Origin of the sequence: Enterobacter cloacae complex sp. 342H5 (assembly GCF_050030905.1) — a bacterium.
GTDB classification, from domain to species: Bacteria; Pseudomonadota; Gammaproteobacteria; order Enterobacterales; family Enterobacteriaceae; genus Enterobacter; species Enterobacter intestinihominis.
The window spans coordinates 2,485,093-2,504,625 of the sequence record NZ_JBLGVB010000001.1 but is presented as its reverse complement, the minus strand read 5'-3'; the positions used below and the strand labels follow the sequence as shown (position 1 = coordinate 2,504,625).

The window sequence follows — 19,533 nt, the reverse complement described above, 5'->3', positions numbered from 1 at the left end:
GAGAAGTAACATACGCAATGTATGTGAAAAAATGTAATTCACATACGCCTCGTATGTCAAATTAAAAATATCGCTTTTATAGGAAGTTCTATGGCTACAAAACGTCGTGCTGAAACAGCTCAGGAAAATCGCGAAAAATTGATTCATGCGGCGCGAAAGGCGTTTGCTGAGAAAGGCTTTGCTGCAGCGTCGATGGATGAACTGACGGCAAGCGTGGGGTTAACGCGCGGTGCGCTGTATCATAATTTCAGAGATAAGAAAGGGTTACTGGCGGCGGTGGTCGCGCAGATAGACAGCGAAATGGCGGGCAACGCGAAAGCCGTTGCAGCGGCCACAGACGATGATTGGGAGCGACTGCTGGCGGAAGGTATCGCCTACATCAACATGGCGCTCGTTCCGGAAGTTCAGCGTATCGTGCTTCTTGACGGTCCGGCCGTTCTGGGCGATCCGGCGCAATGGCCCAGCCAGAACAGCTGTCTTGAGTCGACCCGCCAGACCATCGAAAAATTAATCGAACGCAACGTGCTTAAAAAAATGGATGCGAAAGTCGCAGCCCATCTGTTGAACGGCGTTGCGCTGAATGCTGCCTTGATGATTGCCGCGAGTGATGAGCCGCAGAAGACGCTGCCGCATGCCATTAAGGTGTTTACTCTGCTGGCAAGCGGGTTACGCAACGGCTAACGATCTTTCCGCCACGCATCGGCCGTCAATGCTTCACCAAAGTGTCCGGCAATCAGGCGTTTTGTCAGGTCGTGGAGCGGGGAGGCCAGCACGTCAGCGGTACTGCCGCGCTCAACGACTTCACCCTGGTGCATCACCAGCACCTGATCGCTGATGTGCTTCATCATGCCCAGGTGCTGAGTCACGTAGATATACGAGATCCCCTGCTTTTCCTGTAACTCCAGCATCAGGTTAATGAGCTGCGAACGCATCGACATATCCAGCGACGCCAGCGCTTCGTCGGCGATGATGACCTTCGGGCGCAGGATCAGCGCGCGGGCCAGACCGAGACGCTGTTTTTGGCCCGGGGCCAGCATGTGCGGGTAATAGCTGACATGGTCGGGCAGGAGGCCTACCAGACGCAGGGTTTCGACAATCCGTTTGCGACGCGCTTCCGGCTCCAGGTCGGTATTCAACCGCAGCGGGAAATCCAGGATCTGGGAAATACGCTGGCGCGGGTTGAGGGACGTTGACGGATCCTGAAAAATCATCCGAATGCGCTGGCTGCGGAAAGAGTAGTCACCAAATTCCAGAGGATGATCGTCAATCAGTATTTCACCGCCGCTCGGCTCGACCATACCCGCGAGCATTTTTGCCAGGGTCGATTTGCCCGAGCCGTTTTCACCGATAATCGCCAGCGTCTGCTTTTCGCGCAGCGTAAAGCTCAGGGGTTTAACAGCCTCGACGGTCTGACGGTGAAACAGGCCGGTGCGATAGCGAAAGGTCTTACTCAGGTTACGTACTTCCAGTAAGGTTTCGACCATTTCACTCTCTCTCCATGTTCAGCGGGAAATGACAGGCAAACAGATGATTTTTCGGCCCTGTCAGGCGCGGTGTTTCAATGCATTTACGCTGAGCATACGGGCAACGCGGACCCAGACGGCAGCCAATGGGCAGCGATTCCAGCAGCGGTATCGCGCCAGGCAGAGTATTCAGACGGCTCTTGTGTGGCATTGCGCTGCCGAAATCAGGGATCGCCCTGATCAGCGCCTGCGTGTAGGGATGATGCGGCGTCGTCACCAGGTCTTCACTTGGCGCGGTTTCTACCGTTTGTCCGCAATACATCACGTCAATTTTATCCGCCCACTTGCTCAACATTTGCAGGTCATGGCTGATCAGCAAAATGGTGGTGTTGTTATTCTGGTTCAGACGCGTGAGCAGGCGGAAAATCTGCGCCTGAGTCGTTGGCTCCATCGCGTTCGTCGGTTCGTCCGCAATCAGCAGACGCGGCTGATTGGCCAGGGCGATAGCAATCATCACTTTCTGGCATTCACCGTCGGTCAGTTCGTAGGGGAAACTGCGCATCGCGTCTTTATGGTCTTTGATTCCGACACGGTGCAACAGCTCAATGGCACGGCGTTTACGCCAGCCGAAACGCTGCCACCAGCGGCCTTTATAGGTCCAGCCGGGGATATTCTGCATCAGCTGTTTCCCGACGCGCTCGGACGGATCGAGACAGGATTGCGGCTCCTGAAAAATCATCGAGACGTTATGGCCCACCAGTTTACGGCGTTCGCGCGGGGAGAGACGCAACAGATCGATGTCGTCGAAACGCATACGGTCGGCGGTCACCCGCCAGTTGTCCTTCGCCACGCCGCAAATGGCTTTGGCGATTAGACTCTTACCGGAACCCGATTCGCCCACCAGCCCGCGTATTTCGCCCTCTGCGAGCGTAATACTGATGCGATCCACCGCTTTAACCCAGCCTTCGCCCGTTTTAATTTCGATCGTGAGGTTGCGGATATCAAGTAACGGCATTATTGCACCCCCGCATTGATTGCGCGGCGGATCCCGTCGCCAAGCAGGTTAACGAGCAGAACGCTCACCATGATGGCCGCGCCCGGCAGCATGACCGTCCACGGCGCAACGTAAATCAGCTCCAGCGCATCGCCGAGCATTGCGCCCCATTCCGGGGAGGGGAGCTGTGCGCCCAGGTCCAGGAAGCCCAGCGCTGCGATATCCAGAATCGCCATCGACAGGGCGCGGGTGATCTCCGTCACCAGCCCGGCGGCAATGTTAGGCAGCACGGCAAACCACAAAATATTAAACGTGGTGGCACCGTCCAGACGGGCGGCGACGACATACTCTTTCTCCAGTTCGTCGTGAACCAGGCTGTAAACCGATCGCACCATGCGCGGCAGAATGGCCAGCCAGACGGCGAACATCGCATGTGTGAGGTGCGGCCCCGCGAAGGCCACGACGATAATCGCCAGCAGCAGAGAAGGAATAGAGAGCAAGGTATCAAGAATATGGTTAAGCACGGCAGACCGCAGCCCGTGGGTAGAGCCGGCAAAAATGCCCAGCGCAAGGCCGCATATCGCGGCGGCCAGGGTGACCACGAACGCGCCGCCTACCGTAGGTGCGGCGCCGCTCAGTAAACGACTTAGCACGTCGCGTCCGAGATCATCAGTCCCCAGGAAGAACGAAACCTCCCCGTAACGCGACCACGATGGCGGTAAAAGCTGATAACCAAGGAACTGCTGATCGATGCCATACGGCGCAAACCACGAACCCAAAACACACAGCAACACGAGGCCAATGCAGCCGTAAAAGCCGATCATCGCCGTGGTGTCGCCGTAGAAATTACGCCACACGGTGCGTAGCGCACCAGGCGTGCGCTTTTCGCTGTAGACGTTATCGTAAGGCATACCATTCCTTATGCTTCAACGGGTTGGCCATGGCACCCAAAATATCGGAAACAACGTTAACAATAATAACCAGCGAGCCAATCACCATCACTCCGGCGGAGATCGCAGCGTAATCCTGCTGGCGAATGGCGTTGATCATCCAGCGTCCAAGGCCCGGCCAGCTGAAAACCATCTCGGTGATCATCGCCAGCGTCAGCATGGTTGAGAATTGCAGCCCAAGCCGTGGGATTACCGGCGGCAACGCATTGTGCAGCACATGGCGACGTAGAATCGTCAGGCGAGACAGTCCGCGTGTGGCGGCGGCTTTCACATAGTTTTGATCGAAGACTTCGATAGTGCTGATGCGCATCAGGCGGATCACTTCGGTCGTCGGTGCGACGGCCAGCGTGAGCACTGGCAGCACCATATGGCGCAGGGCGCTCACGATCATTTCGTCGCGCCAGACTGAATCGGAAAGCCAGGCGTCAACGATGGCGAAGCCGCTCACCGTTTGCACGTTATACAGCAGGTCGAAACGGCCAGACACCGGAAGCCAGCCTAACGTCAGTGAGAAGAAGAGGGTAAGCAGCAGCGCCAGCCAGAAAACAGGGATGGAAAAGCCAATTAAGGCAAGCGCGCTGATGAATTTATCCTGCCATTTATTGCGATAAATTCCCGCCAGCATCCCCACCGGGATCCCCACCATGAGGGCAAAGCCAAAGGCGAGTATACACAGCTCCATGGTGGCCGGGAAAACCATCTTCAGCTGCTCAGAGATGAGCTGTCCGTTGATGCTGGACACGCCAAAATCCCAGTGCAACAGGCCGTTAAACCAGAACAGCCAGGCGTCCCAGAGGGATGAGCCCTGAAGCGGGGCGTGCGGCGTAAAGTAGCTAAGGCTAAAGCCGACAAAGGTCAGGAAGAACAGGGTGACCAGCAGTAACAGCAGCCGCCGCAAGGTAAATATAATCATGGTTTTTTCACCTCTTGTTCTTTCTCACGAGTCACGCCCGCGAAGGAGGCGTTACCAAACGGGCTGAGTACCAGCCCTTTTATATCGTAACGGTAGGCCTGAAGGCGCAGGGAAGAGGCAAGCGGCAACACGGGAAGCTCTCTGGCCAGAATATTTTGCGCTTCATCGTAGGCCTCAATGCGTGAAGCAAGCTGTTGAGATGAGAGGGCTTTTTGCAGCACAGCATCAAATTCCCGGTTACACCAGTGCGCGTAGTTGGTCTGGGAGTTGATCGCCGCACAGCTCAGCAGCGGACGGAAGAAGCTGTCCGGGTCGTTACTGTCGGTAGACCAGCCAGCCAGCGTTAAGTCGTGATTCATGTCCATCAGACGCGCCTCCTGGAAACGGCCTTCGACAGGAACGATGATCACCTTCACGCCCACCTGGGCCATATCTGCCTGCAACAGTTCGGCGGTTTTCAGCGGGCTGGGGTTCCACGCCTGAGAGCTGGTGGGTACCCACAGCTGAAGCGTCAGGTTTTCTGCCCCCAGTGCTTTAAGCTGTTCGCGCGCTTTCGCCGGATTATATTCCGTGATCTTCGCCTCGCCGTCATAGGCCCAGGAGGCGCGGGGCAGAATAGAGGCGGCGGTTTCCGCGGTGCCGTAATAAATCGACTGCATCAGACGCTGATTGTTGATCGCTAACGCCAGCGCATGGCGCACGGCCGGATTATTCAGCGGTGGCTTATCGGTGTTAAACGCCAGATAGGCGATGTTCATTCCCGGGCGTAGGGTCAGGCGCAGGCGGGGGTCGTCGCGCAAAATAGTCAACTGGCTGGCCGCAGGCCACGCAAGGACGTCGCACTCACCGGTCAGCAGTTTGGAGAGGCGGCCTGTTCCACCTGAACCCAGATCAACAATAACCTGCGGCATCAGCGGTTTGCCGCGCCAGAAATGATCGTGTCGTTGCAGGCGAATGTATTGTCCGGCGCGGTACTCAGCTAACTGGAAGGGTCCTGTGCCCACAGGCTCACGATCGAGACGTTCCTGACGATCCTTTTTCGTCAGCTGATCCGCGTATTCGGCTGACATGACGGACGCGTAGTGCGTCGCCAGGTGCCAGAGGAATGAGGCGTCCGGGCGCGTCAGGCGAAACTCAACCGTGCGGTTATCCAGCTTACGAACGCTTTTGACCGTGTCCGCGAATTGCAGACTGTCGAAGTAGGGGAAGTTTCCGCCGTTGACGTTATGCCACGGATGGTTGCGGTTAAAGATGCGCTGGAAGGTGAAAACCACGTCATCCGCGTTGAGCTTGCGGGTTGGGGTAAACCACGGGGTGTGCTGAAAAGCCACATCATCGCGTAGACGGAAGCGGTACGTGGCGCCGTTATCAAGCACTTCCCAACTTTCAGCAAGCTCCGGAACCAGCCGATAGGTATAAGGATCGACGTCGAGCAGGCGATCGTAAATCTGTGCGGCCAGCGTATCAACAATCACGCCGCTCCCCGCCTTTTGCGGGTTAAAGGTATCAACTTGCCCGCTGACGCAATAGACGAAACCACTATCACGAATATCAGGAGGCGCAGTACGATCGGGCGCAGCAAAGGCCAGATTGCTGAACAGACCGAGTGCAAACAGGGATGATAAAACCAGGCGCATAGTTTTTAAGGTTTTTAGATTCGATCTGCAAAGTGTATCGCACTTACGCCTGCTTCGTAAAAATGTCTGGGGGTAAGTGCTGATAATGTCAGCGCATTTGATGTTTTTTGAGCAATGCCCTTAACTGATGGTAGGTCAGACCCAGCAGTTCAGCTGCCCGTTTCTGGTTATATTTCGCCTCTTTCAGGCTCCGTTCCAGCAGTTGCTGCTCCTGCTGATGCTGGAACTGGCGTAAATCGAGCGGCAACGCCGGATCATGCTGGCGCGCCGCCGGAGCAAGGGGCTGTTTAACCTCGCGCCGAAACGGATCGAGAATAATGTTGTCCAGTTCGGTCTCGCTGCTGCCATGACGGTAAACAGACCGTTCCACCACGTTTTTCAGTTCACGGATATTCCCCGGCCAGTGGTAACCGAGCAGGGTCTCGGTGGCCTGTTCGCTGAAGCCCGGAAAGAGCGGCAGGCCCAGTTCCCGACACATCTGAATGGCAAATTGATCGGCCAGCAGCATGATATCGCTGCGTCGCTCACGCAGCGGCGGCAACTGGACGACATCGAAAGCCAGCCGGTCCAGCAGGTCGGCGCGGAATTTATCTTCTGCAACCATCGCGGGCAGATCGGCGTTAGTGGCGCACACCAGGCGAACGTTTACCTGAAGCGGCTGACTTCCGCCAACGCGTTCCAGTTCGCCATACTCAATGACGCGCAACAGCTTTTCTTGCACCAGCATTGGCGCGGTCGCCAGCTCGTCGAGAAAGAGCGTTCCGCCGTCGGCACGTTCAAAACGACCGGGGTGCCGTTTTTGTGCGCCAGTAAACGCGCCGGCTTCATGACCGAAAAGCTCCGTGTCGAGCAGATTTTCATTCAGCGCCGCGCAGTTAAGCGAAATAAAAGGCCCGTCCCAGCGGCCAGACAGAAAGTGCAGACGGTTAGCGATAAGTTCTTTACCCGTTCCGCGCTCACCGATAATGAGCACCGGTTTATTCAGCGGCGCCAGGCGCGATACCTGCTCAAGCACTTCCAGGAAGCTGTTTGCCTCGCCAAGCAAATTGTCTTTATATTCAGCCATGATGAAATTAACCACTCCTTAGTGATATTCACCAGGTGAGAATAGCCGCTGGATGGATAAATATCAATGACACCCAGTAAAATCAATAAGATAAAAAGTTGGCATGGGATTTGTATTAACTACTCAGCAGGGCATCGCCCGATAACAGAACTATGAGGATTGAATTATGGGTATTTTTTCTCGTTTTGCCGACATCGTGAACGCCAACATCAACTCGCTGCTGGAGAAAGCAGAAGATCCGCAGAAGCTGGTGCGCCTGATGATTCAGGAGATGGAAGACACGCTGGTTGAAGTACGCTCCACCTCCGCCCGCGCGCTGGCAGAGAAGAAGCAGTTAACGCGTCGTATCGAGCAGGCGACTGCCCAGCTTAACGAGTGGCAGGAAAAAGCTGAACTGGCGCTGCGCAAAGATAAAGAAGATCTGGCCCGCGCTGCGCTGATTGAGAAGCAGAAGCTGACCGACATGGTGGCCACGCTGGAACATGAAGTGACGCTGGTGGATGATACTCTGACGCGTATGAAGAAAGAGATTGGTGAGCTTGAAAATAAACTCAGCGAAACCCGTGCACGTCAACAGGCGCTGGCGCTGCGCCACCAGGCTGCAAGTTCGTCCCGCGACGTGCGTCGCCAGCTGGACAGCGGCAAACTGGATGAAGCGATGGCGCGTTTCGAATCGTTCGAACGTCGTATCGACCACATGGAAGCGGAAGCCGAAAGCCACAGCATCGGTAAGCAGAAAACCCTGGATCAGCAGTTTGCTGACCTGAAAGCCGATGATGAAATTAGCGAGCAGCTGGCGGCGCTGAAAGCCAAAATGAAGCAAGACAACCAATAATAAATCCTGCGGCACCTGAGCGTGCCGCATCGCAAGACAAGGAGTACACATGAGCGCGCTTTTTCTGGCAATACCCCTGACAATTTTCGTGCTGTTTGTTCTGCCCATCTGGTTATGGCTGCACTACAGCAACCGCTCTTCTCGCGGGGAGCTGTCGCAAAGCGAGCAACAGCGGCTGGCGCAGCTCTCTTCTGAGGCAAACAAAATGCGCGAACGTATTCAGGCGCTGGAAGCCATCCTGGATGCGGAACACCCGAACTGGAGGGAGCGTTAATGGCTGGACTAAATCTGAATAAAAAACTGTGGCGCATCCCGCAGCAGGGCATGGTTCGGGGCGTTTGCGCCGGGCTGGCACACTATCTGGATGTCCCGGTAAAACTGGTACGTGTGGTCACCGTATTGTCGATTTTCTTTGGCCTGGCCTTTATTACACTGGTGGCTTACATCATTCTGTCGTTTGTACTTGATCCGATGCCGGAAGGTGAGCTGGATGCGGAAAACACGCCAACCAGCAGCGATCTTCTTAACGCGGTGGATGAACAGCTGAGCGCAGGGGAGAAGCGATTGCGCGAGATGGAACGTTATGTCACCTCCGATACCTTTACGCTGAGAAGTCGTTTCCGTCAGCTTTAAGAGAGAACTTACATGAAACAAAACTGGCAACAGGCCGGTCAGAAGGTAAAACCCGGCCTGAAAATCGCAGGTAAACTGGTTCTGATGACGGCGTTACGTTATGGTCCGGCTGGTGTGGCGGGCTGGGCGATCAAGTCTGTTGCCCGTAAGCCGGTCAGAATGTTGCTGGCGGTCGCCCTGGAGCCGCTGTTACAAAAACTGGCAAAACGCGTTTCACGTCGCTACTTTTCACGCTAATCCCGCTCATATAAGCCCTTTCTCGCGCTGAGAGAGGGCATGAATTCCCCCTCTGCTTTTTCTCTTTCTTTGCGGCAGCTCACATTACTGCATTGCGCTGCTTTGAGAATGCCTTTTTCAGCCCCCAGGTCCGTTGACAGATATTTTTCATGGGAGTAGATTGCCACTCCGTGGGACCGCTACCATGGAAAATAATGTGAACGCAAAAATTAAATACCTTATCAATCATATTTACGGTGAATCATTTTCAGATGCACACCTGGACGTGTTATTAACTAAGCTTCAACTGGCGGCGGTTAATATTACGGAGAAGCGTAAGTCAGGCTGGGATGAAAAAGATGTTGTTCTGATTACCTATGCCGATCAGATCTCCGCGAAAGGGGAGAAAGCATTGCCGGTATTTACCCGGTTCTATAATGAGTGGCTTTCTCGTACTTTTTCTCATGTCCATCTTTTACCTTTCTATCCGTGGTCATCAGATGATGGTTTTTCCGTTATTGATTATCATATCGTTGCACCTGAAACGGGAAACTGGCGCGATGTCGCGGAATTAAAACAGTCAGCCAGCTTAATGTTTGATTTCGTTTGCAATCATATGTCAGCGAAAAGCGAATGGTTTGCTAATTATCTGGCGCAGAAGCCTGGTTATGAAGATTTCTTTATTTCTGTCGACCCGGAAACCGATTTATCCGCGGTGACGCGCCCACGCGCTTTACCGCTGTTGACGCCGTTTACGCTTAATGATGGCAGCGTTCGTCATTTATGGACTACATTCAGCGATGACCAGATCGATCTCAATTTCGCCTCGCCGCAGGTGCTGATTGCAATGGTTGACGTTCTGCTCCATTACCTCATGGAAGGGGCGCGTTATATTCGTCTGGATGCGGTCGGGTTTATGTGGAAAATCCCGGGAACAACCTGCATCCATCTGGAACAAACCCATTGCCTTATCCAGCTGTTCCGCGCCATTACGGACGCCGTGGCACCTGGAACGGTGATCATTACTGAGACAAATGTTCCGCACAAAGACAACATCTCTTACTTCGGTGATGGTGAAAACGAAGCCCAGATGGTCTATCAGTTTTCCTTACCTCCGCTGGTGCTGCATGCCGTTCATCGTCAGGATGTGAAAGCACTTTGCCAATGGGCGGGGTCGCTGGCACTGCCTTCTTCACACACTACATGGTTTAATTTCCTGGCCTCGCATGATGGTATCGGTTTGAATCCGCTGCGCGGCATTCTTCCGGAATCAGAGATCCTCTCGTTGGTCGAAAATCTTCAGCAGGAAGGCGCGCTGGTCAACTGGAAAAATAATCCTGACGGAACGCGAAGCCCTTATGAAATTAATGTCACCTATCTTGATGCGTTAAGTTTACAAGACAGTTCAGATGAGGAACGTATTGCACGGTTCCTCCTCGCGCATGCTGTGTTGTTAAGTTTCCCAGGCGTCCCGGCTGTTTATATTCAGAGCATTCTTGGTTCGCGGAACGATTATGAAGGCGTCGAACGCCTCGGATATAACCGCGCGATTAACCGGAAAAAATACACGGCGGGGCAGCTTGGTAGCGAACTGAATAATAAGAAGAGTATTCGTTATCAAATTTATTCTCGTTTGAGTGAGTTTATCGCTATTCGTCGCGGCGAGAGGGCGTTCCATCCGGATAGTCAGGCTGCTTTCGACGCAGTGGGTAAACAAATTCTTAAAATTATTCGTGTTGCTGAAAATGGCGAGCGAATTACAGCATTATTTAATTTTAGCAATAAAATGCAGACCGTTTATGAACAAACGCTTTCTGGTAAGGAGTTATTATCAGGACAGGATATTAGCGGTACGGAGCTGATCCTCAATCCATGGCAGGTAATGTGGATTAAAGAAAACTAAAAAGGACCCTAAAATGAAAATGCCAAAAATTGTGCTGTTATCAGCACTGGTTTCGTGCGCCCTGTTATCAGGCTGTAAGGACGATAAAGCATCTCAGGTCACCATTGAGTTTATGCACTCGTCGGTAGAACAGGAGCGTCAGGCCGTTATCACGAAATTGATTGAAAAATTCGAACAAGAGAACCCGACTATAACGGTGAAACAGGTACCCGTTGAGGAAGATGCCTATAACACCAAGGTTATTACTCTGGCACGTACCGGTGCGCTACCGGAGGTGATAGAGATCAGTCATGACTACGCCAAAGTCATGGATAAAGAGCAGTTGCTGGATCGTGACGCCATCGGCCGCGCCGTCAAGGCGGTGGGCGAGGAGACATTTTACGACGGTATTTTACGCGTGGTTCGCACGGAAGATGGCAACGCATGGACGGGGGTGCCGGTTAGCGCCTGGCTGTCCGGCGTCTGGTATCACAAAGATGCGCTCGCGGCAGCGGGGATCGAGGAACCGCACAACTGGGAACAACTGCTGAAAGCCAGTCAGGCGCTCAACGATCCGGCGAAAAAACATTACGGCATCGCGCTTCCAACCGCAGAAAGCGTCATGACGGAGCAGGCTTTCTCGCAGTTTGCTTTGTCTGGAGGGGCTAACGTCTTTGATGCAAACGGCAGCGTGAAAATCGATACCCCTGAGATGTCGAAAGCGCTGGAGTTTTATAGGGCGCTGGCCGCGAACACCATGCCGGGCTCGAATGATGTCATGGAGATCAAAGACGCCTTCATGAACGGTTCTGCGCCTATGGCCGTTTACTCTACCTATATCCTGCCCGCGGTCTTCAAAGATGGCAATCCGGCCAACCTGGGGTTCGTGGTCCCGACGGAAAAATCATCAGCCGTGTACGGCATGATCACTTCGTTGACGATCACTACCGGCCAGACCGAAGAGGAAACGCAGGCCGCCGAGAAATTTGTCACCTGGATGGAGCAGGCTCAGAACGCCTCTGATTGGGTCATGATGTCTCCGGGCGCCGCGCTACCGGTCAATAAACTCGTAGTGGGCACAGATTCCTGGAAAAACAACGACGTTATCAAGGCCTTTGGTCAACTGCCTTACGAGCTGATTGCGCAGTTCCCGAACGTCCAGGTGTTTGGTGCCGTGGGCGACAAGAACTTTACCCGCATGGGAGATGTTACCGGGTCCGGCATTATCAGTTCCATGGTGCATAACGTGACGGTGGGACAAAAAGATCTCAGTGCGACGTTAAGCAACAGCCAGAAGAAGCTGACTGACCTGATATCACAACGATAGGAGCGCTTTGCGAAGGGAATTATGAAGACGTTGTTTTCTGGTCGTTCAGATATGCCTTTCGCCATGCTGCTGTTGGCCCCCAGCCTGATTTTGCTGGGGGGCCTGGTGGCCTGGCCAATGATTTCTAACATTGAAATCAGTTTTTTACGTTTACCGCTGAATCCGCGTATTGATGCGGTGTTCGTCGGTCTGGATAACTACATTCGCATCCTGGGCGATGCTGCGTTCTGGCACTCCCTGTGGATGACGTTCTGGTATACGGCGCTGGTGGTGATCGGCAGCACCGGACTGGGGCTGGCCGTAGCGATCTTCTTTAACCGTGAATTCCGCATGCGGAAAACGGCACGTTCACTGGTGATACTGTCCTATGTGACGCCGTCTATTTCACTGGTATTTGCCTGGAAATACATGTTCAACAACGGCTACGGAATTGTGAACTATCTTGGCGTTGATCTGCTGCATCTCTACGATCAGGCGCCGCTGTGGTTCGATAACCCTGGCAGCAGTTTTGTCCTGGTCGTGCTGTTCGCCATCTGGCGTTACTTCCCATACGCCTTTATCTCGTTCCTCGCGATTCTACAGACCATTGATAAATCCTTGTACGAAGCGGCAGAGATGGACGGGGCGAATGCCTGGCAGCGTTTTCGTATCGTGACGTTGCCCGCCATCATGCCGGTGCTGGCCACGGTGGTCACGCTGCGCACCATCTGGATGTTCTACATGTTTGCGGATGTTTATCTGCTCACCACCAAGGTCGACATTCTGGGCGTATATCTCTACAAAACCGCCTTTGCGTTCAATGACCTGGGTAAAGCAGCCGCCATTTCCGTTGTGCTGTTTGTGATCATATTCGCTGTCATTCTGCTGACCAGAAAAAGGGTAAACCTCAATGGCAACAAATAAACGCGTTCTGGGCCGTATCGGTTTTTATCTGGGACTGGCGGTATTCCTGATTATCACGCTGTTTCCGTTTTTTGTGATGCTGATGACATCGTTCAAAAGCGCGAAAGAGGCGATCTCACTGCACCCGACTATCCTGCCGCAGGAGTGGACGTTACAGCACTACATCGACATCTTTAACCCGCTGATTTTCCCGTTTGTGGATTATTTCCGTAACAGCATGGTGGTGTCGCTGACCTCCTCGGTCATTGCGGTGTTTCTCGGTACGCTGGGCGCTTATGCGTTATCCAAACTGCGCTTTAAAGGGCGCACGACGATCAATGCGAGCTTCTACACCGTCTATATGTTCTCCGGGATCCTGCTGGTAGTGCCGCTGTTCAAAATCATCACCGCGCTCGGCATTTATGACACCGAGCTGGCGCTGATCATCACCATGGTGACGCAGACGTTGCCGACTGCGGTCTTTATGCTGCGCAGCTATTTCGACACTATCCCGGATGAGATAGAAGAAGCCGCGATGATGGACGGCCTGAACCGCCTGCAAATCATCTTCCGCATCACCGTGCCGCTGGCGATCTCGGGTCTGGTGTCAGTCTTCGTTTACTGCTTCATGGTGGCGTGGAATGACTACCTGTTCGCCTCCATTTTCCTGTCCAGCGTCAGCAACTTCACGTTGCCGGTGGGGCTGAACACGCTCTTCAGTACGCCAGATTACATCTGGGGTCGCATGATGGCGGCATCGCTGGTGACGGCACTGCCCGTTGTCATTATGTATGCCCTGTCTGAACGTTTTATTAAAAGTGGTTTGACCGCCGGCGGCGTAAAGGGCTGAGGCGGCCGATTTTAACAAGGAGTGAGTCATGAAAAAATTAGTTGCGACAGCGCCTCGTGTAGCGGCGCTGGTGGAATACGAAGATCGTCCTGTTGCAGCACATGAAGTGAAGATTCGTGCCCGTTATGGCGCCCCGAAACACGGCACCGAAGTTGTGGATTTCCGCGCGGCAAGCCCGTTCATTGATGAAGAGTTTAACGCCGAGTGGCAGATGTTTACCCCACGTGAAGAGGGGGCAGCACGCGGCATCGAATTTGGTAAATTCCAGCTGGGAAACATGATCGTCGGCGACATCATCGAATGTGGTGCGGACGTAACGGAATACCAGATCGGCGACAGCGTTTGCTGCTACGGTCCATTGCAGGAAACGGTCATCGTCAACGCGGTGAACAACTATAAGCTGCGCAAAATGCCGCAGGGCGCATCCTGGAAAAACGCTGTTTGTTACGATCCGGCTCAGTTCGCCATGAGCGGCGTGCGTGATGCTAACGTCCGCGTAGGGGATTTCGTTGTAGTTGTCGGGCTGGGCGCTATTGGCCAGATTGCGATTCAGCTGGCGAAAAAAGCTGGCGCGTCAGTGGTTATTGGTGTCGATCCTATTGAACATCGCTGTGAGATCGCCCGCCGTCACGGTGCAGACCACTGCTTGAACCCAATCGGTACCGATGTCGGTCTTGAAATTAAGAAACTGACCGGCAAGCAGGGCGCGGATGTGATCATCGAAACCAGCGGCTTTGCAGATGCGCTGCAATCTGCGCTGCGCGGACTCGCCTACGGCGGCACGATCTCTTACGTGGCTTTCGCCAAACCTTTTGCGGCAGGCTTCAACCTGGGCCGCGAAGCACACTTCAACAACGCGAAGATTGTCTTCTCCCGCGCATGCAGTGAACCCAACCCGGATTATCCACGCTGGAGTCGCAAGCGTATTGAAGAGACCTGCTGGGAATTGCTGATGAACGGTTATCTCAATTGTGAAGATCTGATCGACCCGGTCGTCACCTTCACCACCAGCCCGGAAAGCTACATGAAGTATGTCGATCAGCACCCGGAACTCAGTATCAAAATGGGCGTTACTTTTTAAGCTAAGGACAGCAAATCATGAAAATCGCAACACAAAACCAGGCCTTTTTCCCGACCACTATCATGGAAAAATTCAAATACATCAAAGCGATGGGATTTGATGGCTACGAAATAGATGGCCGGCTGCTGGTTGAACATCTCGACGAAGTGAAAGCCGCTATCAAAGCCACCGGTCTGCCGGTTACGACGGCGTGTGGCGGATACGATGGCTGGATCGGGGATTTCATCGAAGAACGCCGCCTGAACGGTCTCCAGCAGATTGAACGCATTCTGGAAGCGCTGGCAGAAGTGGGCGGCAAAGGGATTATCGTCCCGGCTGCCTGGGGGATGTTTACCTTCCGTCTGCCGCCAATGACTTCGCCACGTAGCCTGGATGGCGATCGCAAAGCGGTCAGCGCTTCCCTGCGCTGGCTGGATGAGGTAGCAGCGCGCACCGGTACTACCGTCTACCTGGAGCCGCTGAACCGCTATCAGGATCATATGATCAACACCCTGGCCGACGCGCGTCGTTACATCGAAGAGAACGGCCTGAAGCACGTGCAGATCATCGGTGATTTCTACCACATGAACATTGAAGAAGACTCACTGACGGAAGCGCTGCATCACAACCGCGACCTGCTGGGTCATGTGCATATTGCTGATAACCACCGCTATCAGCCGGGCAGCGGCAGCCTTGATTTCGCCAGCCTGTTCGGTCAGCTGCGTGCTGATAACTATCAGGGTTATGTGGTGTACGAGTGCCGGGTTCGTGCCGACGATCCGGCTCAAGCCTATCAGGACTCACTCAATTACCTGCGTGAATGCTAAGGATGACGAGCGTGATGAGTGCTTCTACACCTTTGCCTCTGCGCGTCGCCATCATTGGCGCCGGGCAGGTTGCAGACAAAGTGCATGCCTCGTATTACGCCACGCGCAGTGATGTTCAAATGGTGGCTGTCATGGACAGCCGCCTTGAGCAGGCACAGGCGTTCGCGGAACGTTATGCCATTCCAACGGCATGGCAGGACGCTCACGAGATGTTGCAGAAAGTAAAACCGGATGTGGTGAGCATCTGTTCGCCTAACCGATTCCATTTTGAACATGTGATGGCGGCTCTCGAAGCGGGTTGCCATGTGATGTGTGAAAAGCCGCCGGCAATGACGCCGGAACAGGCCGACCAGATGCGCATCGCGGCGCGCAAGGCAGGAAAAGTCCTTGCGTATGATTTTCATCATCGCTTTGCCCTGGACACCCAGCTCCTGCGCGATGCGGTAATGAACGGCACACTCGGTGAAATTTACTTCACTTCCGCGCAGGCGCTGCGTCGCTGCGGTGTGCCGGGGTGGGGCGTTTTCACCAATAAATCGCTCCAGGGTGGCGGGCCGCTTATCGATATCGGCATTCATATGCTGGATGCTGCGATGTACGTGTTGGGCTTCCCGGCTGTGAAGCGGGTAACCGCGCACAGCTTCCAGAGACTGGGGAACCGGAAACACAACGGTCAGTTTGGCGAATGGGATCCTACGCAGTTTACCGTGGAAGATGCCCTGTTTGGCACGATTGAATTCTGCAACGGCGGCGTTCTGCGTCTGGACACCTCCTTTGCGCTTAACATCCGCGAGCAGTCCATCATGAACGTCTCTTTCTGCGGTGAAAATGCAGGCGCAACGCTGTTCCCGGCGCATATCTATAACGACGAAGCCGGTGTTTTAGAAACCCTTTTCCATCGTGAAGAGGCGGACGATCAGCGCCATCTGCGCAGTATGGATGCCTTCGTGCGTCATGTGCTGGGAGAGCACGTTATGATCGCTGACGCAGAACAGGGTCTGGTTATACAACAGCTTGTTGCCGCGCTTTATGAATCAGCAGAAACAGGGGAAAGCGTGACATTATGCTGAACGTGTCTGTATTAAACGATCCGGGCTTTTGTCCTCACAGCCTGAACAAATATGCCTCTGTCATGACATGCGGGAATGGATACATGGGCATTCGCGCTACGCATGAAGAAGATTACACCCAGCAGACCAGAGGCATGTATCTCGCGGGGCTTTATCATTGCGCGGGTCGCAACGAGACTACTGAGCTGGTCAATCTGCCGGATATCACCGGTATTGATGTTGAGCTTGATGGCGTCAATTTCACGCTCCTGTCAGGCGAAATTCTTGAATGGCAGCGCGAGCTGGCCTTTGCTAACGGCGAACTGCATCGCAACGTTGTCTGGCGTGCACCCGACGGGAAACGTTATCGGCTGGAGAGCCGTCGTTTTGTTTCGCTGGACCAGTTGCCCTTAGTGGCAATGCAGTTCTCGATCACACCGCTTGATGGCGACGCTCAGGCCGTGCTGAAAACCGGCATAGATGCGACACAAACGAACAGCGGCAGACAGCATCTGGATGAAATCTCGGTCAGGATCTTTGACCAGCACTACATGCAGGGCGTGTATGAAACGCAGGACCGTGCATCTGAGGTTGTGGTTTCGGCGTATTGCCAGCTCTCGACGAAAAGCGACAGCTGTTTCACCGCCAAAAACCGCCGTCTCAGCGTGCATCATTCGCTGACGATTGCTCGGGGTGACACTGTCACGCTTGAGAAGATCGTCTGGGTGGCTCATCGTAGCGAGAAAGCGCTGTCGCAGGAGTCATTCGCGCGCAACGCGCTGGCCGATCTTAAAGTCTGTGCGGCAAGAGGTTATGAGGCGTTGCTTGAAAGCTCAGCGTATGCCTGGAAAGATGTCTGGCGCGACGCACATGTGGAAGTGACTTCCACAGAGCAACAGGATCAGCTGGCGCTGGATTACGCCGTCTGGCATCTGACGACAATGACGCCTGCTCATGATGAGCGAAGCAGTATTGCGGCGAAAGGGCTGACGGGTGAGGGGTACAAGGGGCACGTCTTCTGGGATACCGAAATTTTCCTGCTGCCGTTCCATCTGTTTACCCGCCCGCAGATTGCCCGCAGCCTGCTACGCTATCGTTGGCTTAATCTGGCAGGCGCACGGGAAAAAGCGCGCCGTAACGGTTGGCCGGGTGCATTGTTCCCGTGGGAAAGTGCGGCCAGCGGACAGGAAGAGACGCCAGAATTCGCGGCAATCAACATCCGCACCGGGGTTCGCCAGAAGGTGGCTTCCGCACTCGCTGAACATCACATCGTGGCTGATATCGCCTGGGCCGTGGTCGCTTACTGGCAGGCAACACACGACGATGCCTTTATGCGGAATGAGGGTCTGACGCTACTGATGGAAACCGCTTCGTTCTGGATGGGACGCGCGACGGAAATCAATGGTCGTCTTGAGATCCATGACGTGATCGGACCGGATGAATACACCGAGCATGTCAACAACAACGCCTACACCAACTATCTGGCCTGGCACAACGTTGCCTGCGCGCGTCAGTTTATGGCGATGTTTGGCCGTGAAGATGCGCGTTTTACGGAGAATGCCGGGAAGTTCCTGGCGCGCCTGTGGCTGCCAGAGGCCGACGCAGACGGTGTGATCCCGCAGGATGATACCTTCATGGCAAAACCTGCCCTCGATCTGAGCCGCTATAAAGCCAAAGCGGGTAAGCAAACCATTCTGCTTGATTACTCTCGCGCGGAAGTGAACGAGATGCAGATCCTGAAGCAGGCCGATGTGGTGATGCTTAACTACCTGCTGCCGGAACGGTTTACGCCGCAGCAATGTGCCGCCAATCTGGCGTTCTACGAGCCACGCACGATTCATGATTCATCCCTGAGTAAAGCCATTCACGGCATTGTGCTCGCACGCTGCGGTGACACCGAGGGGGCGTATGCCTTCTGGCGTGACGGTATCGCCATCGATCTGGGGGACGACCCACACAGCAGTGATGACGGTATTCATGCCGCCGCCACCGGTGCGATCTGGTTGGGCGCTATTCAGGGGTTTGCTGGCCTGCACATTAGCGAAGGGGAGCTGCATCTTGCACCGAAATTGCCTGTTCACTGGCAGAAACTCGCCTTCCCGCTGCGGTGGCGGGACGCAACAATGCACATTACCTGTGAAGATGACCAGTTAACCATTGAGACTACCGCACCTGTCACGTTGACGCTGTGGGGTAAAACGCTGCATGTATCAGGGCGAAAAGTCTGCGCGCATAAGGACTTTCTTGCACCTGTTAATGGGACCGCTACCACGGAGGGGCGCCATGACGCTTAACGCTGTTGTATTCGATCTGGACGGGGTGATCACCGATACCGCGCATCTTCACTTTCTGGCCTGGCGCGCCGTGGCGGAGGAGATTGGTATTACCTTCGATGAAGTATTTAACGAACAGCTGAAGGGAATAAGCCGAATGGACTCCCTCCAGCGTATTCTGAAACATGGCGGGAAAGAGGGGATGTTCAGTGACGAGCAGCGCCTGGCGCTGGCAACGAAAAAAAACGCGCTTTACGTCCAGTCGCTGGCATCACTGACGCAGGATTCGCTGCTCCCGGGTATTCGCGACGTGCTGGCGGATATTCGCGCCGCGAAGGTCAAAATTGGGCTGGCATCCGTATCGCTTAATGCCCCTGGGATTTTGCACGCGTTGGGTATTCATCAGGCTTTCGATTTTTGCGCCGATGCTTCGCGCATTTGCCGCTCAAAGCCGGACCCGGAGATCTTCCTTGCAGCCTGTAAAGGACTGAACGTGCGTCCTGAAGAGGCCATTGGTATCGAAGATGCCGCCGCAGGGGTAGATGCGATCAACGCCGCAGGAATGCTGTCGGTCGGGATTGGGCCTGGCCTGAACCATGCGGGATTACAACTTCATTCAACGCAGGAACTGACCTGGGAACGCCTGACGGCGTTCTGGGCATCCCGGGCGTATTGA

20 protein-coding genes are annotated in these 19,533 nt (G+C 54.4%); 14 read left to right on the top strand and 6 right to left on the bottom strand.

What is annotated here, in order from left to right; all coding sequences use genetic code 11:
* The first annotated feature begins 90 nt into the window (after positions 1-90).
* Positions 91-681 (top strand): TetR/AcrR family transcriptional regulator, encoded by a 591-nt coding sequence (locus tag ACQG03_RS12010; protein ID WP_063162980.1) that lies wholly within the window; start codon positions 91-93, stop codon positions 679-681.
* Here ACQG03_RS12010 and sapF read toward each other — a convergent pair.
* The 6 genes from sapF to pspF all read right to left on the bottom strand — a co-directional run bounded on the left by sapF (position 678) and on the right by pspF (position 7,038).
* Complete coding sequence (sapF, locus tag ACQG03_RS12005; RefSeq protein WP_003856838.1) at positions 678-1,484, bottom strand: putrescine export ABC transporter ATP-binding protein SapF; 807 nt, start codon at positions 1,482-1,484, stop codon at positions 678-680. The genes ACQG03_RS12010 and sapF overlap by 4 nt on opposite strands.
* A gap of 1 nt (position 1,485) precedes the next feature.
* Positions 1,486-2,478: a putrescine export ABC transporter ATP-binding protein SapD gene (sapD, locus tag ACQG03_RS12000; protein ID WP_003856840.1), complete on the bottom strand. Its 993-nt coding sequence runs from the start codon at positions 2,476-2,478 to the stop codon at positions 1,486-1,488.
* A complete protein-coding gene (gene sapC, locus ACQG03_RS11995; protein WP_003856843.1) occupies positions 2,478-3,368 on the bottom strand; it encodes a putrescine export ABC transporter permease SapC in 891 nt (296 codons plus the stop codon). Before sapC ends, sapD begins: the two co-directional genes overlap by 1 nt.
* On the bottom strand, positions 3,355-4,320 hold the full coding sequence (gene sapB / locus ACQG03_RS11990; protein WP_022648308.1) for a putrescine export ABC transporter permease SapB: 966 nt from the start codon (positions 4,318-4,320) through the stop codon (positions 3,355-3,357). Before sapB ends, sapC begins: the two co-directional genes overlap by 14 nt.
* Complete coding sequence (gene sapA / locus ACQG03_RS11985; protein ID WP_022648307.1) at positions 4,317-5,957, bottom strand: ABC transporter substrate-binding protein SapA; 1,641 nt, start codon at positions 5,955-5,957, stop codon at positions 4,317-4,319. The genes sapB and sapA overlap by 4 nt, the downstream gene beginning before the upstream one ends.
* A gap of 88 nt (positions 5,958-6,045) precedes the next feature.
* The gene (pspF, locus tag ACQG03_RS11980) at positions 6,046-7,038 is read right to left on the bottom strand and encodes a phage shock protein operon transcriptional activator (RefSeq protein ID WP_162882544.1); all 993 of its coding nucleotides are present in this window, start codon (positions 7,036-7,038) and stop codon (positions 6,046-6,048) included.
* A gap of 151 nt (positions 7,039-7,189) precedes the next feature.
* Here pspF and pspA point away from each other — a divergent pair, with 151 nt between their 5' ends.
* From pspA to pgmB, 13 genes are all read left to right on the top strand, one after another.
* A complete protein-coding gene (gene pspA / locus ACQG03_RS11975; RefSeq protein WP_022651342.1) occupies positions 7,190-7,858 on the top strand; it encodes a phage shock protein PspA in 669 nt (222 codons plus the stop codon).
* 49 nt (positions 7,859-7,907) lie between these two features.
* Positions 7,908-8,132 carry an envelope stress response membrane protein PspB gene (pspB, locus tag ACQG03_RS11970; protein WP_022648304.1) on the top strand — a complete coding sequence of 75 codons (225 nt, stop codon included), beginning with the start codon at positions 7,908-7,910 and terminating at the stop codon, positions 8,130-8,132.
* Positions 8,132-8,491: an envelope stress response membrane protein PspC gene (pspC, locus tag ACQG03_RS11965; RefSeq protein ID WP_006810819.1), complete on the top strand. Its 360-nt coding sequence runs from the start codon at positions 8,132-8,134 to the stop codon at positions 8,489-8,491. The genes pspB and pspC overlap by 1 nt, the downstream gene beginning before the upstream one ends.
* Before the next feature lie 12 nt (positions 8,492-8,503).
* Positions 8,504-8,728: a phage shock protein PspD gene (pspD, locus tag ACQG03_RS11960; RefSeq protein WP_006810818.1), complete on the top strand. Its 225-nt coding sequence runs from the start codon at positions 8,504-8,506 to the stop codon at positions 8,726-8,728.
* A gap of 184 nt (positions 8,729-8,912) precedes the next feature.
* Positions 8,913-10,610: a sugar phosphorylase gene (locus ACQG03_RS11955; protein ID WP_063162981.1), complete on the top strand. Its 1,698-nt coding sequence runs from the start codon at positions 8,913-8,915 to the stop codon at positions 10,608-10,610.
* A 13-nt stretch (positions 10,611-10,623) separates the two neighbouring features.
* A complete protein-coding gene (locus ACQG03_RS11950; protein WP_063152573.1) occupies positions 10,624-11,916 on the top strand; it encodes an ABC transporter substrate-binding protein in 1,293 nt (430 codons plus the stop codon).
* Positions 11,917-11,937: 21 nt separating this feature from the next.
* Positions 11,938-12,819 (top strand): carbohydrate ABC transporter permease, encoded by an 882-nt coding sequence (locus ACQG03_RS11945; RefSeq protein ID WP_022648300.1) that lies wholly within the window; start codon positions 11,938-11,940, stop codon positions 12,817-12,819.
* Positions 12,806-13,648, top strand: coding sequence for a carbohydrate ABC transporter permease (locus tag ACQG03_RS11940; protein WP_063162982.1), 843 nt, complete (start codon positions 12,806-12,808; stop codon positions 13,646-13,648). Before ACQG03_RS11945 ends, ACQG03_RS11940 begins: the two co-directional genes overlap by 14 nt.
* 28 nt (positions 13,649-13,676) lie before the next feature.
* A complete protein-coding gene (locus tag ACQG03_RS11935; protein ID WP_015570403.1) occupies positions 13,677-14,729 on the top strand; it encodes a zinc-dependent alcohol dehydrogenase in 1,053 nt (350 codons plus the stop codon).
* A 17-nt stretch (positions 14,730-14,746) separates the two neighbouring features.
* Entirely contained in the window at positions 14,747-15,535 is a 789-nt protein-coding gene (locus ACQG03_RS11930; RefSeq protein ID WP_023300245.1) for a sugar phosphate isomerase/epimerase family protein, read from the top strand.
* A gap of 11 nt (positions 15,536-15,546) precedes the next feature.
* Entirely contained in the window at positions 15,547-16,605 is a 1,059-nt protein-coding gene (locus ACQG03_RS11925; RefSeq protein WP_063146378.1) for a Gfo/Idh/MocA family protein, read from the top strand.
* Complete coding sequence (locus tag ACQG03_RS11920; RefSeq protein WP_063162983.1) at positions 16,599-18,878, top strand: glycoside hydrolase family 65 protein; 2,280 nt, start codon at positions 16,599-16,601, stop codon at positions 18,876-18,878. The genes ACQG03_RS11925 and ACQG03_RS11920 overlap by 7 nt, the downstream gene beginning before the upstream one ends.
* Complete coding sequence (gene pgmB, locus ACQG03_RS11915; RefSeq protein WP_022648295.1) at positions 18,868-19,533, top strand: beta-phosphoglucomutase; 666 nt, start codon at positions 18,868-18,870, stop codon at positions 19,531-19,533. The genes ACQG03_RS11920 and pgmB overlap by 11 nt, the downstream gene beginning before the upstream one ends.

What these genes read in the sequence shown, in the direction of transcription:
- pspA (WP_022651342.1), top strand. Translation starts at nt 7,190, where the DNA reads ATGGGTATTTTTTCTCGTTTTGCCGACATCGTGAACGCCAACATCAAC.
- ACQG03_RS11940 (WP_063162982.1), top strand. Translation starts at nt 12,806, where the DNA reads ATGGCAACAAATAAACGCGTTCTGGGCCGTATCGGTTTTTATCTGGGA.
- ACQG03_RS11955 (WP_063162981.1), top strand. Translation starts at nt 8,913, where the DNA reads ATGGAAAATAATGTGAACGCAAAAATTAAATACCTTATCAATCATATT.
- sapA (WP_022648307.1), bottom strand. Translation starts at nt 5,957, where the DNA reads ATGCGCCTGGTTTTATCATCCCTGTTTGCACTCGGTCTGTTCAGCAAT.
- sapD (WP_003856840.1), bottom strand. Translation starts at nt 2,478, where the DNA reads ATGCCGTTACTTGATATCCGCAACCTCACGATCGAAATTAAAACGGGC.
- sapB (WP_022648308.1), bottom strand. Translation starts at nt 4,320, where the DNA reads ATGATTATATTTACCTTGCGGCGGCTGCTGTTACTGCTGGTCACCCTG.
- ACQG03_RS11920 (WP_063162983.1), top strand. Translation starts at nt 16,599, where the DNA reads ATGCTGAACGTGTCTGTATTAAACGATCCGGGCTTTTGTCCTCACAGC.
- sapF (WP_003856838.1), bottom strand. Translation starts at nt 1,484, where the DNA reads ATGGTCGAAACCTTACTGGAAGTACGTAACCTGAGTAAGACCTTTCGC.
- ACQG03_RS11950 (WP_063152573.1), top strand. Translation starts at nt 10,624, where the DNA reads ATGAAAATGCCAAAAATTGTGCTGTTATCAGCACTGGTTTCGTGCGCC.
- ACQG03_RS11930 (WP_023300245.1), top strand. Translation starts at nt 14,747, where the DNA reads ATGAAAATCGCAACACAAAACCAGGCCTTTTTCCCGACCACTATCATG.
- pspD (WP_006810818.1), top strand. Translation starts at nt 8,504, where the DNA reads ATGAAACAAAACTGGCAACAGGCCGGTCAGAAGGTAAAACCCGGCCTG.
- pgmB (WP_022648295.1), top strand. Translation starts at nt 18,868, where the DNA reads ATGACGCTTAACGCTGTTGTATTCGATCTGGACGGGGTGATCACCGAT.
- pspB (WP_022648304.1), top strand. Translation starts at nt 7,908, where the DNA reads ATGAGCGCGCTTTTTCTGGCAATACCCCTGACAATTTTCGTGCTGTTT.
- ACQG03_RS12010 (WP_063162980.1), top strand. Translation starts at nt 91, where the DNA reads ATGGCTACAAAACGTCGTGCTGAAACAGCTCAGGAAAATCGCGAAAAA.
- sapC (WP_003856843.1), bottom strand. Translation starts at nt 3,368, where the DNA reads ATGCCTTACGATAACGTCTACAGCGAAAAGCGCACGCCTGGTGCGCTA.
- ACQG03_RS11945 (WP_022648300.1), top strand. Translation starts at nt 11,938, where the DNA reads ATGAAGACGTTGTTTTCTGGTCGTTCAGATATGCCTTTCGCCATGCTG.
- ACQG03_RS11935 (WP_015570403.1), top strand. Translation starts at nt 13,677, where the DNA reads ATGAAAAAATTAGTTGCGACAGCGCCTCGTGTAGCGGCGCTGGTGGAA.
- pspC (WP_006810819.1), top strand. Translation starts at nt 8,132, where the DNA reads ATGGCTGGACTAAATCTGAATAAAAAACTGTGGCGCATCCCGCAGCAG.